This window comes from Piscibacillus halophilus, assembly GCF_900110685.1.
GTDB lineage: Bacteria > Bacillota > Bacilli > Bacillales > Alkalibacillaceae > Piscibacillus > Piscibacillus halophilus.
The window spans coordinates 38,219-53,048 of the sequence record NZ_FOES01000016.1; the positions used below are offsets into that span (position 1 = coordinate 38,219).

General features: G+C 37.6%; 16 protein-coding genes and 1 pseudogene. 12 read left to right on the forward strand and 5 right to left on the reverse strand.

The features are described 5' to 3' along the window. Positions 1 to 22: 22 nt before the first annotated feature. The 4 genes from BMY57_RS08785 to BMY57_RS08800 form a co-directional block, all read right to left on the reverse strand. Entirely contained in the window at positions 23 to 1,738 is a 1,716-nt protein-coding gene (locus tag BMY57_RS08785; protein ID WP_091773646.1) for a serine hydrolase domain-containing protein, read from the reverse strand. 615 nt (positions 1,739 to 2,353) lie between these two features. Next, entirely contained in the window at positions 2,354 to 3,691 is a 1,338-nt protein-coding gene (locus BMY57_RS08790) for a hypothetical protein (RefSeq protein ID WP_091773647.1), read from the reverse strand. After that, positions 3,684 to 4,259: an RNA polymerase sigma factor gene (locus BMY57_RS08795; protein WP_177176361.1), complete on the reverse strand. Its 576-nt coding sequence runs from the start codon at positions 4,257 to 4,259 to the stop codon at positions 3,684 to 3,686. Before BMY57_RS08795 ends, BMY57_RS08790 begins: the two co-directional genes overlap by 8 nt. Before the next feature lie 71 nt (positions 4,260 to 4,330). Next, positions 4,331 to 4,930: an HD domain-containing protein gene (locus BMY57_RS08800; protein WP_423809561.1), complete on the reverse strand. Its 600-nt coding sequence runs from the start codon at positions 4,928 to 4,930 to the stop codon at positions 4,331 to 4,333. A gap of 275 nt (positions 4,931 to 5,205) precedes the next feature. On the opposite strand from BMY57_RS08800, the gene BMY57_RS16185 reads away from it, so the two are divergent. The 8 genes from BMY57_RS16185 (at position 5,206) to BMY57_RS08840 (ending at position 10,946) form a co-directional block, all read left to right on the forward strand. Next, on the forward strand, positions 5,206 to 5,379 hold the full coding sequence (locus BMY57_RS16185; RefSeq protein ID WP_218143540.1) for a hypothetical protein: 174 nt from the start codon (positions 5,206 to 5,208) through the stop codon (positions 5,377 to 5,379). 52 nt (positions 5,380 to 5,431) lie between these two features. Then, complete coding sequence (locus tag BMY57_RS08810) at positions 5,432 to 6,295, forward strand: 5'-3' exonuclease (RefSeq protein ID WP_091773650.1); 864 nt, start codon at positions 5,432 to 5,434, stop codon at positions 6,293 to 6,295. Between the two features lie 14 nt (positions 6,296 to 6,309). Continuing rightward, positions 6,310 to 6,747, forward strand: a complete 438-nt coding sequence (locus BMY57_RS08815; protein WP_091773651.1) for a pyrimidine dimer DNA glycosylase/endonuclease V — start codon at positions 6,310 to 6,312, stop codon at positions 6,745 to 6,747. Then, a complete protein-coding gene (locus tag BMY57_RS16090) occupies positions 6,729 to 6,920 on the forward strand; it encodes a hypothetical protein (RefSeq protein WP_091773652.1) in 192 nt (63 codons plus the stop codon). The genes BMY57_RS08815 and BMY57_RS16090 overlap by 19 nt, the downstream gene beginning before the upstream one ends. 153 nt (positions 6,921 to 7,073) lie before the next feature. Next, positions 7,074 to 8,123 carry an ATP synthase beta subunit C-terminal domain-containing protein gene (locus tag BMY57_RS08825; RefSeq protein WP_091773653.1) on the forward strand — a complete coding sequence of 350 codons (1,050 nt, stop codon included), beginning with the start codon at positions 7,074 to 7,076 and terminating at the stop codon, positions 8,121 to 8,123. Between the two features lie 102 nt (positions 8,124 to 8,225). Continuing rightward, entirely contained in the window at positions 8,226 to 9,194 is a 969-nt protein-coding gene (locus BMY57_RS08830) for a ring-cleaving dioxygenase (RefSeq protein ID WP_091773654.1), read from the forward strand. A 65-nt stretch (positions 9,195 to 9,259) separates the two neighbouring features. After that, complete coding sequence (locus BMY57_RS08835) at positions 9,260 to 9,982, forward strand: 3-ketoacyl-ACP reductase (RefSeq protein ID WP_091773655.1); 723 nt, start codon at positions 9,260 to 9,262, stop codon at positions 9,980 to 9,982. Between the two features lie 91 nt (positions 9,983 to 10,073). Next, positions 10,074 to 10,946 carry an EamA family transporter gene (locus tag BMY57_RS08840; RefSeq protein ID WP_091773656.1) on the forward strand — a complete coding sequence of 291 codons (873 nt, stop codon included), beginning with the start codon at positions 10,074 to 10,076 and terminating at the stop codon, positions 10,944 to 10,946. A 78-nt stretch (positions 10,947 to 11,024) separates the two neighbouring features. Here the strand turns inward: BMY57_RS08840 and BMY57_RS08845 are convergent, their stop codons facing one another. Beyond that, positions 11,025 to 11,330 carry a YggT family protein gene (locus BMY57_RS08845; protein WP_091773657.1) on the reverse strand — a complete coding sequence of 102 codons (306 nt, stop codon included), beginning with the start codon at positions 11,328 to 11,330 and terminating at the stop codon, positions 11,025 to 11,027. Between the two features lie 138 nt (positions 11,331 to 11,468). On the opposite strand from BMY57_RS08845, the gene BMY57_RS08850 reads away from it, so the two are divergent. From BMY57_RS08850 to BMY57_RS15875, 4 genes and pseudogenes are all read left to right on the forward strand, one after another. Then, a complete protein-coding gene (locus BMY57_RS08850) occupies positions 11,469 to 12,620 on the forward strand; it encodes an acyl-CoA dehydrogenase family protein (RefSeq protein WP_091773658.1) in 1,152 nt (383 codons plus the stop codon). A gap of 214 nt (positions 12,621 to 12,834) precedes the next feature. After that, complete coding sequence (gene cshA, locus BMY57_RS08855; protein WP_143063809.1) at positions 12,835 to 14,310, forward strand: degradosome RNA helicase CshA; 1,476 nt, start codon at positions 12,835 to 12,837, stop codon at positions 14,308 to 14,310. Positions 14,311 to 14,331: 21 nt separating this feature from the next. After that, the gene (ytzI, locus tag BMY57_RS08860; RefSeq protein WP_091773659.1) at positions 14,332 to 14,514 is read left to right on the forward strand and encodes a YtzI protein; all 183 of its coding nucleotides are present in this window, start codon (positions 14,332 to 14,334) and stop codon (positions 14,512 to 14,514) included. A gap of 137 nt (positions 14,515 to 14,651) precedes the next feature. Further along, positions 14,652 to 14,830, forward strand: a pseudogene (locus BMY57_RS15875) (IS5/IS1182 family transposase); the annotation flags it as partial.

Genomic DNA, 14,830 nt, shown 5'->3' on the forward strand with positions numbered 1-14,830 from the left:
AGCACCACCTTATTTAATAGAATTAATATTCCCTTTCAATCCATCCATCTCCAGCTAGGTCTGGCTCAATCATGTCTCCATTTGGATATTCAATTTTAACGTTGTTAATGTACCAACCGCGACTGTTAACAGAACCGTCAGTTTGATAACGGAAGCGAATGTACTTAGTATTTGCAGGGATTTCAACGGTGTTATGTTCCCAATTAACATTGCGATCAGTAAATGATTTAAGTTGATTCCATTCTTCACCATCTACTGATACTTCAATGTAGCCATAATCATAATTAGACTCGATACGATACCAAGTTTCAAAAGATAGAAGAGAATCTTCAGCAATATCAACTTCTGCTGTTAAGTTGTGCTCAATGTTGTCGCCATATCCTGAGAACCATGCTTCGCCATCATTAGGTATGGAGACGGGTATCGAATCCGCAACTTGTCTTGCTAAGTCTCTTCTAGCAAAATTGGTTGAAACGGTTTCTCGAGTTGGGTGAACACGGTTTGTAAGTAAGATCGCAATGGTGTCATTATTTTGATTAATGACAATCGAAGTGCCAGTATAACCTGTATGCCCCAAAGTATTGCCCTCTGTTAGAGCATCCATGTACCAGGCTTGTCCTAATTCCCACCCGAGACCGTGATCATTCCCTGGGAATTGCGGGATTTGATTTTCTGCTAAAAGCTTTACCGTCTCTTCTTGTAGGATTTGTTTGCCGCCATATCGTCCATCGTTTACGAACATATGAGCAAGTTTAGCAAGGTCAGAAGCTGTTGAGAAAACACCCGCATGACCTGCTACACCATCAAGTGACCAGGCATTTTCATCATGTACTTCGCCCCAAACTAACCCACGGTCAATATAAGGCTGATATTCAGTGGCAGCAATTCGATGCTTTAGCGACTTAGGCGGATTGTACATCGTATCTTCCATTTTTAGAGGATCGGTTATATGTTTTTTGACAAACTCATCAAGTCTTTGTCCTGATAAGCGTTCAATTAAAACGCCAAGGGTGATCATATTTAAATCACTATACGTATAGGATTCTCCAGGATCATTGTCCAATGGATATTCCAAAACGATTTGTAAACGCTCTTCTCGGTTATCCCCCTGAGTATACAATGGAATCCAAGCTGGAAAACCTGCAGTATGCGTCATTAATTGACGAATGGTGACATCCTCTTTGTCATTTTCAGCAAACTCAGGAAGATAGTTAGCGACTGGATCATCGAGTTCAAAATATCCTTCTTCATACAATTTCATTGCTGCAGTTGTCGTGAAAATTTTACTAATGGAAGCTAGGTCAAATATGGTGTTCTCTTGCATGTCAATCGGGTTTTCTGCTTCAGTGAACTCATCATCCGTATACTGATAAGCATAACCGTAAGCATCATGTTTCACGATATGACCTCTTCTAGCGATAAATGCGACTGCACCAGGCATAACTTGATTCTCAATCATCTCTTCCATAATAGGGTCAATACCATCAAGTGGTTGTTCTACCATTCCAGCTCCAGTCGGGGATCCTGGATGTAAGACAGGAGATGTCGGTCCCGGTTCGTCCCAAGAGAAAGTAGAATGGGCTTTAAAATAGGTATTCTTATGTTTTTTTTCTTCGATGGTAGGAGAAGGTCCGTCGTTATGTTCCGCTGATGAATTATATGATGCTGGCATGAGCAGAGTTGTTGTACTGAGAAGTGTCACAAGAGCAATTGAAACGGTTTTATGACGCTTAATCATTTAATACCTCCCAATTTTATTATTTTTTAGCGTGCTCATGATGAAACTCTTTGTAAATGGGGTTTTAGAGATGAGGGTTAAAGTTGATTAGTGAAGCGCTTACAAATTAGGATAAAAAAATATTTCACAACCTTTGTTAAATAAGTGAAATATAAATTCAGAATTAATTTAACATTCAAATAATTTGTTGTCAAATGTGATAAAGTTGCGGTTTTTATAGTCGTTTGTCCTATGTATATGTCAGTTTTTTGATAGTTCACTCGAATGTATAGGACAAAATATATATAAATGTTTACGTGTACTGTGATGGAATGATTCATTTTAGAAAAAATAGGTCAAAAGTGATAATTTGATGCAAGGTTCTTAGAATCAACTGTACATCATATCAAGAGTCCCTTTGGACATAAAATAATGACCTCGATTTCAATATCGAGGTCATTTTATAGTTGGATAGCTTTTTGATACTACCTGTTTTTAAGGCAGCGTCATCTGATGATTGGCATAGCTATAGGAAGAGAATGAATTTTTTATGGAAAAGTCATACAACGAATGTATCCTTAATTGAGTGTCATTCGATGTATGAAATATTATCCTTTAAATGGGGAGGGTGGTTACTTATTCTACCTTTACATATTCTTCGCCATTATAATCGTACATTAGAGTCAAATTATTAGTGGCAATATCATACTCATAAATCGCTCGGTTCTCAAGGTTGATATAGTACCATCCATAAGTGGCTGTAGCATTTTCATTTTCTTCGTACACATGAATTAATGCTAGATTTTGACCTTCGTATTCTTCAGAAGGGACGTCTTGACCTTCATAATCCAATTGGTATTGATCACTTAATTGTAATGCTTTTTTAACTTCTTCTTTCGCCTGTTGATCGGATTCTATTTTGACTGAATTTTGTTCTAATGATTGAACATCAACATCCTCAACAATCCATTGATTTTGCTGATTTTGGATGATATAAGTGATTTCGATATGGTTAGTCAACTCGGTATCTTGCTCTTGAATCGCGTGATAAGTGTCTTTATCAATTTCCTCTGTTAGATACGCTTCATTTGTATTAATAAATGTAGGGAATTCAGTTTCCCTTAAATATAACTCCCCGTCACGCTCCATAATATAGTTTTCAATATGACTGTCTGCTAATGTTTCAGACATCGATTGAGTTAGATAGTTTTTCAATTCTTCCTTCGTATCAAAATTGATTTGCTGAGTATCGTCGTTTTTTAATGAAGTAATGGTATCCTCATATTCATTTATGATTTCCTCTATAACTGGCTCTTGGCTCGTTTCAGTATCGTGCTCGGTCATAATTTCTTGTGTCTGATCGTCAATATTAAATTCCCAATCGCCTCGATCATTGAGTGACAATTGAATAGTCCAAACTTGTGTGCTTGGCTCGTATTCTACTGAACGAACCATAATAGGATCAAAACGACTATAGTCTTCTGTAGTTAAAGCGGTTCTAATCACTTCTTCTTCCGTCATATTCGAACCTTCAATGGTATGGCTAGGCTTTATTTCAAAATCATTTAAAGTTGGCGAATCTTGAGTTGAACTGGAATTATCATACGACCCTTGAATTTTTTGTCCTATCTCAAATTCTTCAGGTATATCGGATAACCAGATGGATTGTTGCGTATCTGAATTTGTAACCAAGGCTTCATTGTCTTCGATTTTTACAATGTAACCTTCTACCTGTTTATCTTCGGGAGAACCACTATTTTGATTAACCAACAGATCTGTATTGGTTAAGAAAAGAAATCCAATTAACAGAGTTGCAATTAAGGCCGATATTACTGGAAAGGGGTGAAAGATTCCTTTACTTGGTTTTGTCAGCTTCGATTCAGATATTTTTTCGAGAACTTTATTTCGATCGTTATCGGTAAACGTAATTTCACCTTGATATTCTTCTTTAGCTTTTTGTAGTTCTTTATCCAAGTTGATCACCTCCATCATGTTCCAATTTAGGTTTTAGTTTTTTTCGTGCCCTTTGTAATCTTGCTTTTGCAGTGTTCAATTTGATCGATAATGCTTCCGCAATCTCTTTTAAAGTCAGATCTTCAAAATAATATAAAATAATAACTTCTCGATATTTTAAAGGTAATTGTTTTACGCTTTTTAAAATCTGGCTCGAATGCTCTTGTCTGATCGAATGTTTTTCAGGTGTTTCATCATCTTTGTTGTCCCAAAGCTTAACTACTTTTTCCTTATAAATCCGTTGTCGTTTTTTTAACGACCTTAAATGGTCTTTACTTTTATTAATGGCTATTGAATATACCCAACTTTTAAAAGAAGATTGACCTTTAAAAGTGTTTAAGTTTTCATATACTTTAACAAAAACATCCTGAGTAATGTCATCAGCGTCGGTTGAATCTTTAACATATGAATAAACGACACGTTTGACTTCATGACCATATTGAGTCATGCATTCTTCAAGAATTTCGAGGCGTTCTTGTTCAGATAATTGATTCGTTGGATTGGCTAGTGCCTCAAAATTATTTTCCATCATGAGCCTCCTTCCTTCTAATTGTTAGACGTGTAGCATAAAACATAGGGTGCAAAAAAAGACCTGGTTTATTAACCAGATCTTGTTGTATTGTTTATTTTGTCATCAGCTTCTTGTTCGATGACGTTTTTGAATTGTTCTAAGACTGGACTGAATGACGTATGGCGCCCTAGCATATAGCTCATATCATATTCAATTGGCAGCCATGTATCGATATCTGCTTCGTTGTGTTGGATTTGCGCTTCGAGTTTATCGAGGGCATTTGCCACTTTTGCTTCAAACGTGTCTTTATTTTCAAATTCATGCCAGAGGTGATACCACTCTTCGCCTTGTTCGCCTCCAACTAATTCTTTTATATATAAAATCGCTTGTTCTTCATTTTTGGCTTTCAGTTGTTTCGCTTCTTTATTATCTAGTGTGTCAAAGGCAGGTATATCCCCGGCCTCAGCCTCTACTAAATCATGGATGATGATCATCTTTAATAGTTTTAAAGTATCGATGTCTTTTTCTAAATGAGGGGTAATGAGCATGGCCATTAATGAAACACGCCAAGTGTGCTCTGCGACACTTTCTTGTCTTCCGTTAGATAACCAGCTATGACGCAGCTCAAATTTTAGTTTTTCAGATAGGTGAATGACTTCGATCATTTGCTTGAAATTATTATCTATCATATTCTCAACCCCTATAATGGTTTGTTAATAAGAAGTGTATAATAGGAATAAAAGATTGTATAGAGTAATAAAGAATAACTTTACTTTTCGCATACGTCATCAGACAAGACAGGGCTCGTATTCAATGCTATAATTATTTCAGAACATTGAAGGGAGTTTTAGCTATTTTACATAAACATCCCTACTTCAGCATTAGGCGAGAGATTGATCATTTTAACTTTCAGCAGAAACGTATCGAAGAAGAGTATTGGGTAGAATTATATAAGGATCGGATCGTGACTGAAGAGAAGGAGTTTCCAATTGAACAGGTTTTCGATTTATCATATAAGATGTTATCGAATCAATATGGGTTCTTCTATTTGCATACGACAAAAGGTGTTATATCCCTGCATATTAAGGATGCACCTGAAGAGTTTATAAAAAAATTTAGGACAGTTGAGAAAAAGTAGGCACACAGAAGCTTTAGGGTGTGCCTTTTATAATAATATTGGAGGATTTGAGATGGAAAAAAATAAAGTTTTATTAGTTGATGGAATGGCGTTGTTGTTCCGAGCATTTTATTCAACAGCGATGAGTGGATATTTTATGGTAAATAGTAAAGGGATTCCGACGAATGCTGTTCACGGGTTCGTCAGGCATTTACTAACTGCTACCAATACGTTTAATCCTTCACATGTGATAGCATGTTGGGATATGGGAAGCCATACATTTAGAAATGATTTATATCTTGAATATAAAGCCAATCGTGGAGCTCCGCCAGAAGAGTTAGTCCCACAGTTTGATCTCGTAAAAGAAGTGACTGAAGCAATGGATATCCCGAATGTTGGGGAAGTCGGTTATGAAGCGGATGATTGCATCGGTACATTAGCGAATCTATATAAAAAAGATTCAGAGGTTTATATTTTGACAGGCGACCAAGATATTTTGCAGCTCCTCGATCATAATGTCCATGTTGTCTTATTGAAAAAAGGATATGGGAACTATGATGTCTATCATGCTGAACGTTTTACTGAAGAAAAAGGAATCACCCCTCAACAAATGATTGAGTTAAAAGCAATGATGGGAGATACCAGTGATAACTATCCTGGTGTTCGAGGAATCGGTGAAAAAACAGCTCTTAAACTATTGAAACAACACGGCACATTGGACAACATTTTAGATAACTTAGATTCATTAACAAAAGCTCAACGAACCAAATTTGAAAATGACCTTGATATGGTTCGCTTATCTAGACAGTTGGCTGAGATACATTGTGAAGCAGGAGTTACGTGTGACCTTTCAAAGGCCCAGTTTAACATGAATCGTGATCGTGTCATGGAAAAATTCCAAGAGCTTGAATTTAAACGTTTAGATCAAATTATATAGAGGTGGTTGGCAAGATGCGTTTATGGTCTATACACCCAAGATATTTAGATGCTAAAGGATTGGTTGCCTGCTGGCGTGAATCATTATTAGCTCAAAAGGTACTTTTAGGTGAAACGAGAGGATATAAACAACACCCACAACTTGCTCGATTTCGTGAACAAGATGACCCGATTCAAGCAATTGGGATTTATCTTGAATACGTCTATATTGAAGCTAAATCGAGAGGCTATAATTTTGACCATTCTAAAATTGTAAAAATTGAACCTGGGGACCAGATTCCGGTTACATCGGGGCAGCTGGAATATGAATGGGCTCACCTTCGTGCTAAGTTACGCCAACGTGACCCTAATCGATTAAAGCAACTGAAGTCATTGGTGGCTAAAGACATTATTCCACATCCGATGTTTCAAGTTGTTCATGGTCCTGTGGAAGAATGGGAAATGGTCAATTAAGTTCGGGAATCCGACAATATTTGGTTGTATCTACACCTAATGCTCTCATTACTTGTAACGAAGAAAATATGGGTTCAAGAAAAGTCATACTCAATAATGGTGGGGTTCAAGACCAGTCATTTATTGAAGAGGATGGCACAGTGGTTAATCGGTTTTGGATTGATATGAAATAGAAGAGAAGCTTAACGGTCATAACATCGTTAAGCTTTTTAAATACTCTAATTACGTTTAAAAGTAATTATTTTTATTTTATAAAACAAAAATATTGCTTTTTAGAGTAAAATATATTACTATATAAAGTAATTAAGGTGAAGGAGGGGTGAAAATTGAAACAGGAGATCAGGTTAAATACAGAGCTATTGAGAAAGCGCGTCCCAAATTTAACAGTGGCTGCTAAGTCGGTAGGTTTAAGACCTGCAACAGTTTCAAATCTAAGCACAGGAAAAATTCCTCTCGGTCAGGCAAAAGTAAAAACGTTAGTCAGTTTAGCGGAACTTGCTAATTGTAAGGTGGATGAACTAATCTTAAGGGGGAGTCAAATGACAAGTGTAGAAACGGGTATTAAGGTAGTTGATCTCTTTTCGCCAATAGTACGAGGGGGAACGGTTGGGTTAGTTGCAAGGCATGGAATGGGACAATTAGTAGTATTAGCAGAAGTTTTTCAAAGAGTGAAAAACAAAGGATTTAAAACAGCTTTTTGTTTAAAGGATGAAGAAACTCAAGGCATTGAAGAAGTAATCGAGCAATCAGATTTTTATAGTTCTAGAGTAAGTGATATCAAAACGTTTGTTGAACAACAGTTATTAGACACGGAAGTACTCTTAGGAGTAGACCGCGAAAAGTATTTAACAGACGAATTCCAGGATTTTTTTGAACAATTTGATGGTGTGGATGGAACTAAGGTTACGTTTTTAATAGTAGACACATCTGGGGATGCCGTTGATGAAGAATTACCTTATGGCCCACTTGATACTCTATGGCATTTCGATATGAGTTTAGCTTCTAGAGGACTTTTTCCTGCTATTGACCCTGTTCAGTCAGTCTCGGTGATCTTGGAAGATATTCATACGAACGAAGAACATATGAAGGTTCAACAAGAAGCAAAAAAAGTAATAAGACGGTATAGGGAACTCTCCTATATAGTCAATCAAAGAGGAATTGAACGACTCTCAGATCAAGATCGAATGATGTTCGAACGTGGTAAGCGTTTAGAGATGTATTTGACTCAACCTTTTTATGTGGCAGAACCTTTTACAGAGAAGAAAGGAGAATGGGTGAGTCCAGACCAGTTACTTGATGATGTTAATCAGATATTGAATGGATATTATGATCAAAAGGATGTTGACAGTTTAAAGTTTATCGGGAGCTTTTCATAAAATATTAAAGTTACCTGCACGTATATACAAAAATCATTTTATTTTTAATTCAAGATAATTTTCGTTACTATAAAGTAAAAGGTTTCAGGAAGGAGCTTTTTCATGGAGTTATTAGGTATTCACCATTTGTCGGCTTTTACCGCAAATGCTCAGAAAAATTTAGATTTCTACACGAAGATCTTAGGTATGAGAATGGTAAAGAAGACAGTCAACCAAGATGATCCGTCTGTTTATCATTTATTTTATGGTGATGAGGTTGGAAATCCTGGAACAGAGTTAACATTCTTTGAAATTCCTCGTGCAGGTCAAAATCATGATGGAAATAACAGTATTTCAACAACTTCTCTAAGGGTACCAAATGATGAAGCGCTTGATTATTGGAAAACGCGTTTGGATGAATATGATGTTGAAAATGATGGTATTATTGAACAATTCGGGCGTAAGGTGATTCCATTTAAAGATTTTGAAAAGCAACGATTAATGCTAGTATCTGATGAAACGAATAAAGGAGTTGCGGGTGGAACGCCTTGGGAAAGAAGTGCAGCAAATCCTAATTACGGGATTATCGGGTTAGGTCCGATTCATTTAACGATTCCCGAATTAGAACCGACTGAAGCGATCTTGACGAAATTAATGGGTTTTCGGCGTGCAGGTGAGTATCTGCATCATTCGACTGGTCGTGAAGTCATTGTATATGAAACGGGTGAAGGTGGTACGGGTGCTGAATTACACATCCATGTTCGAACTGATTTACCACGTGAACGATTAGGCCGTGGTGGAGTTCACCATGTAGCGTTCCGTGTTGAAAATGAAGAGAAAATTAGGGAGTATTTAGAGGAGCTAAATCAATTAGGAATTGGTAACTCCGGTTTTGTGGATCGCTTTTATTTCCGCTCAGTTTATTTTAGAGAACCAAATGGCATTCTATTTGAACTGGCCACGGACGGTCCTGGGTTTGCAACCGATGAGGATGCCAATCATTTAGGTGAATCGCTTGCATTACCTCCATTTTTAGAAAGTCGACGAGATCAAATTGAGAACAACTTAAAACCAATTGACTATAAGCCGTGATCATTGTCGCGGCTTTTCTTTTTATCTAAAATGAATATTAACGATGATATGAAAGGATGGATTCGATGGGTCAAAATATTAAAGGCAAAATTGCTTATGTCACAGGGGCGGGATCTGGAATCGGGCGTGCCACAGCTCGCGAATTAGCAAAAGAAGGTGTTCACGTCGGCCTCATAGCACGAACTGAAAGTAAACTACAAAAAATAGCTGAGGAACTTAAAGCACATGGAGTTAATGTAGAATTTGTAGCGGTGGATATATCTAATATGGATGCCGTTAATGAGGCGATTGATCAATTAAGAGAACGCCTTGGCAAAGCGGATATTTTAATTAATAATGCTGGGGTTGGTTCAAAAGGTGATCTTGTCGATACAGACCCTACAGAGTGGAAGAAACCATTTGAGGTCAATGTTTTTGGAACTTATTATGTCACGCGAGCTGTACTTCCAGACTTGATTGAAAAGAATAAAGGTGACATTATAAATATTTCATCAAGTAATGGTCTTAAGGCGACAGCAGGATCGTCTGCATATAGTGCATCAAAATTTGCCGTTCAAGGTATGAGTGAAGCGCTCATGCAAGAAGTGCGTCGTTATAACATACGTGTCTTTACGATGAATCCAAGTCTTGTTGCTACTGAATTAGTTTTTGGCGATCAATTGGAAGAGAAGAATGAAGATAAATATATGCAACCAGAAGACTTGGCTGAATTTATGGTCGCCCAATTGAAACTGAACCAGCGTATATTTATCAAACAATCCTTACAATGGGCAACCAATCCATTTTAAATCGATTAATTTCTCCTAATATCTAAAAAATGGTAATATTAAGGTGATTTAAGATGTGAAAAAATAAATAGAAATATAGGGATGATGGAGAGTGAAGCTTCATATTTTGCTAGTTTTATTTGCAGCAATTCTTTGGGGAACAACGGGTACTGCTCAGGCGTTAGCACCTCATGAGGCCACGCCTTTAGTTGTAGGGGCATTGCGCTTACTTATTGGAGGTGGCGCATTATTTATATATATTAGTTTTCAAAGGAATGTTTCGTTAAAAAAGCTTCCTAAAATTCCTTTACTCATTAGCGCCATGGCCATGGCTTTATATCAACCATTCTTTTTTACTGGGGTGGATCTAACAGGTGTTGCTATAGGTACGGTCGTTGCCATTTGTAGTGCACCGGTATTTGCAGGTGTGATTGAATGGTTATGGTATAAACGGCTACCAGACTGGGTGTGGGGCATTTCAACATTATTAGCGGTCTTAGGATGTACACTTTTATTTCAGTCCGGTGAACAAGTTGTGTTTAACCCGATTGGAATGTTGTGTGCATTAGTCGCGGGGCTCTCTTTTGCAGTTTATACATTTGTCAGCAAAACTTTAGTTGAAACTCATCCACCAGATGTTGTAGTAGCGTTAGTTTTTACGACAGCCGCCATTTTTTTACTCCCACTATTGTTTATGGCTGATTTAAGTTGGACGCTTCAGTGGTCAGGAACTTTATCAATTTTACACCTTGGGTTAATTGCGACATCCTTGGCTTATTTATTATTTGCTAGGGGATTAAAAGGTGTCACCGCCTCTACTGCTGTCACGTTAGCCTTGGCAGAACCATTAACGGCTTCTTTATTAGGAATTGGTTTATTAGGTGAAGCCATTAATTGGTTATCCGGAATTGGTTTAGCTTTATTAATCATAGGGCTATTAATCTTATCCAATAAAGAACGAATAAAAAAACGCACGGTCACGTAAGTACCGTGCGTTTAACAGGTAGGGAACCATACTACCTGCGTCCGATCGACATCGCCTAGAGGCTAGCCTTTGGACAACCTAAGAGCTATTCCACTTACGTTCGAACCCCATTATTAGACTCGTAAGGAAATAGCCGATGATCGTATAGATCAAAAAGGCAAATATAGCGGAGAATTCGACCACGAATGTCCCATCTAACACTTTAGTCGGAAAGATCCCTTCAAACGGGTGTAGTAAAGGTTCACTAGTATTATATGTCCATTCAACAATTGGAGCCGATACAGATGCCCCAAATAGCTTTAAAATAATTCGTAAGCCTAGAATTAATTGAACCAGTCCAAAAACGATATTAATAAGATAGTTGATAAAAGCAATTCCCTTCATCCATAACCCCTCCTTTGTAAATAGTTTTCCTTCACTTTTATAAACCTAAACATTTTATAATCCTGTGCTTTTGTATTAAGCTAATTCCTAGTCAGTACATATGATATCTTATACTTGGGAAAGGAGCTTCAATACACGATGCAAGAAGATCATATATTTTTGAAAAATAACCGGCATATCGATTTGTATCAGCGAGCGACTAAACTATCTAATGAATTAAAAAATCATGTGAAGGAAGCTGATGAAAAAGGACGATTTTTAAATAAAACAGTTCAAACGTTAAAGGATCATCAATACTTATCGTTGGTCCTCCCAGCTTCATATGGTGGTGAGGATCTATCGTTATACGAGTGGCTCATTATGCAAGAGAAGATTGCTGAAGGGGATGCCGCAACAGCCCTATCAGTCGGTTGGCATAATGGAATTTTGATGGAGTTAAAAGAAGGCAAGCTTTGGACTGACGAAAATTTTGACTGGGTCGCAAAGAAAGCTCATAAACAGAAGTTATTCAATCGAGCGTCAACTGAGAAAAATACCGGAAGCCCGACTCGTGGAGGAAGACCCGAGACGGTTGCTAAGCGGACGGTGGATGGCTATAGTTTGACTGGGCGAAAAACATTTACAACCATGGCCGAAGTATTGGATTATGCCATTGTATCTGCGTGGATTGAAGACGAAGAGCAGATGGGTTGGTTTTTGATCGACATGAAACAAGAAGGTGTTTCAGTGGAACCAACATGGGATACACTAGGAATGAGAGGAACTGCAAGTGATGATCTCGTTTTAGATAATGTCGTCGTTAGTAAGAGACATTTAGTTGAAAGAAAAGGTAAATCCTCAGGTCCAAAGGGTTGGTTATTACACATTCCAGCGTGTTATCTTGGAATTGCCAAAGCAGCTTTAAAGGATGCAGTTCAATTTGCGAAAGAATTTCAACCGAATAGTTTAGATCATCCGATAGCGAAAGAATCTCATGTTAGACAGAAAATCGGTGAAATGGATCTTATTTTAAGGCGTGCCAGAACTTATTTATTTCACGTGGCTGAAGAGTGGGATCGTCATCCAGAAAAACGTCCACAACTTGCTAAAGAATTAGCAGTTGTAAAAGTTACAGCCACCAATGACGCCAATAAGGTGGTTGATTTAGCGATGAGAATCGCAGGAGGACGCGGATTATCTAAAGAATATCCATTTGAACGTTATTACCGTGATGTAAGGGCAGGATTACACAATCCACCAATGGATGACTTGATTCTTGAACAGTTAGCTTCGGGCTTATTAGATGAATAAAGTTGATTTTTTATATTGAAACAGTTATACTGAATTGTCTTATGAAAAGTTCGGGAATTTTTGGATTTAGTATTCCTTCATAAAATTATCTCTATTTAGGAAAGCTAATTTTAGAATAATATGTCCATCATCTCCAGTTCCACGCCTGGAGGAGAGGGTCAGACGAGTTTTTCATAAAAAAGATAATTTTACTTATTTATTAGGAGGAAAAAGATTGAAAGCATTTAAAGATTTTAATATTGGTCAGGACATTGTAAAAGCATTGTCAAATATGGGTTTTGAAAATCCAACGCCAATTCAAGAAAAAGCTATCCCGGTTGCTTTAGAAGGCCGGGACATGATCGGACAAGCACAGACAGGTACAGGTAAAACAACTGCATTTGGGGTTCCGATGATTGAAAAAATGGATATGAACCAATCGAAAGTTCAAGGATTGGTGATCGCTCCAACACGTGAATTAGCGATTCAAGTAGGTGAGGAGCTTAATAGAATCGGCCAAAATAAAGGTGTTAGAACCGTTCCTGTCTATGGTGGACAAGACATTCAAAGGCAAATCAAGGCATTGAAAAAACACCCACAGATTGTGGTGGCAACACCAGGACGTTTATTAGACCACATTCGCCGTCGTACGATTCGTTTAGATGAAATTCATACAGTGGTATTGGATGAAGCGGATGAGATGTTAAATATGGGATTCATCGAAGATATTGAAGCGATTATGGCTGAAATCCCATCTAACTATCAGACACTATTATTCTCAGCGACGATGCCTAAGCGTATTCAGAACTTAGCTGAACGTTTTATGGACCAACCTGAAGTCATCCGTATTAAAGCTAAACAGCTAACGGTTGAAAACATCGAACAGTATTATTTAGAAATAAAGGAACCACAAAAATTTGATGTACTATGTAAACTATTAGACATTGAATCACCAGAACTAGCGATTATTTTTGGTCGTACGAAAAAGCGCGTGGACGAACTGACTGAAGGTTTATTAAAACGAGGATATTCAGCTGAAGGTATTCATGGTGATATTACACAGAGTAAACGTGAAAGAGCGATTAAACGTTTTAAAGATCAAACAACAGATATATTAGTTGCAACGGATGTTGCAGCCCGTGGTCTAGATATTTCGGGAGTTACACACGTATATAACTTTGACTTACCTCAAGATCCTGAGAGCTATGTTCACCGCATTGGACGTACAGGACGAGCAGGAAATAAAGGTCAAGCTGTGACGTTTGTCGTACCAAGAGAATTTGAGCATCTTAAAAACATTGAAGAGCTTACGAAACACAAAATGACTCGTAAGCAGATTCCATCTTATGATGATGTTTTAGAAGGTATTCAACAAGCTACTCGAGATGAGTTATTAAGTGTTATTGAGGAGCAAGACTTTCAAAAATACAAACATGTAGCTGAAAACCTGTTAGATGAATATCATTCGGTTGATGTCGTTGCTGCTGCATTAAAACTATTAGCGAAAGAACCTGACCGTACACCTGTTAAATTAACAGCTGTATCACCTTTACGTGTGAAGAAGGTGTCAGGTGGAAAAGGTGGCGGTGGAAACCGTAACCGTGGACGTCGTGGGCGTCAAGGAGATCGTAATCGCGGAGGTCGTCGACGTGATGATCGCCGTTCAAATAACAGAGGACAAAAGGGGAACCGAAATCGTCGGAACTCCTAATAGAGTTAGAGGTGTTTAGGGATGTTAAAAGTCCTTTTAATTTCAATTGCTATTGTACTCGGAGTACTCGCCTTAACGGTTTTCGTTATTTCTAAAGGTTATTCTTATGAACATAAGGTAGATCCGTTACCAGACAATCATAAAGGTGAGAAAGACTTAAACGATCGTCATAATGAAGAAAGAGGCTGGGACAAAACCCAGTAAAATAAAAAATCGTGGAAGACATCAAAATTGATGTTCTCCACGATTTTTTTATACTCTTTTTTAATTTTAGATAAACAAAAAGGATCCCCTTTGATAGAATTAAAGTAACTACACCATAACCCCAAAGGAGGATCCTTATGTTTAAACATTATAACATGAATCAAGTGGTTTTGCCTTTAGATTTAGAAATAAAATTAGACAAAGATGATATGGCTTTTGTTGTGAATGATTTAGTCGAACAAATTCCGGAAGAAGCTTTCGCAAGCTTTTCACGCGACACCGGCTGCCCTGCTTATCACCCTAAAATGATGATGAA

Excerpts from the sequence above, each read along its gene's own strand:
- ytzI (WP_091773659.1), top strand. The coding sequence starts at position 14,332 with ATGTTAAAAGTCCTTTTAATTTCAATTGCTATTGTACTCGGAGTACTC.
- BMY57_RS08835 (WP_091773655.1), top strand. The coding sequence starts at position 9,260 with ATGGGTCAAAATATTAAAGGCAAAATTGCTTATGTCACAGGGGCGGGA.
- BMY57_RS08800 (WP_423809561.1), bottom strand. The coding sequence starts at position 4,930 with ATGATAGATAATAATTTCAAGCAAATGATCGAAGTCATTCACCTATCT.
- BMY57_RS08830 (WP_091773654.1), top strand. The coding sequence starts at position 8,226 with ATGGAGTTATTAGGTATTCACCATTTGTCGGCTTTTACCGCAAATGCT.
- BMY57_RS16090 (WP_091773652.1), top strand. The coding sequence starts at position 6,729 with ATGGGAAATGGTCAATTAAGTTCGGGAATCCGACAATATTTGGTTGTA.
- BMY57_RS08785 (WP_091773646.1), bottom strand. The coding sequence starts at position 1,738 with ATGATTAAGCGTCATAAAACCGTTTCAATTGCTCTTGTGACACTTCTC.
- BMY57_RS08845 (WP_091773657.1), bottom strand. The coding sequence starts at position 11,330 with ATGAAGGGAATTGCTTTTATCAACTATCTTATTAATATCGTTTTTGGA.
- BMY57_RS08850 (WP_091773658.1), top strand. The coding sequence starts at position 11,469 with ATGCAAGAAGATCATATATTTTTGAAAAATAACCGGCATATCGATTTG.
- BMY57_RS08815 (WP_091773651.1), top strand. The coding sequence starts at position 6,310 with ATGCGTTTATGGTCTATACACCCAAGATATTTAGATGCTAAAGGATTG.
- BMY57_RS08795 (WP_177176361.1), bottom strand. The coding sequence starts at position 4,259 with ATGGAAAATAATTTTGAGGCACTAGCCAATCCAACGAATCAATTATCT.
- BMY57_RS08810 (WP_091773650.1), top strand. The coding sequence starts at position 5,432 with ATGGAAAAAAATAAAGTTTTATTAGTTGATGGAATGGCGTTGTTGTTC.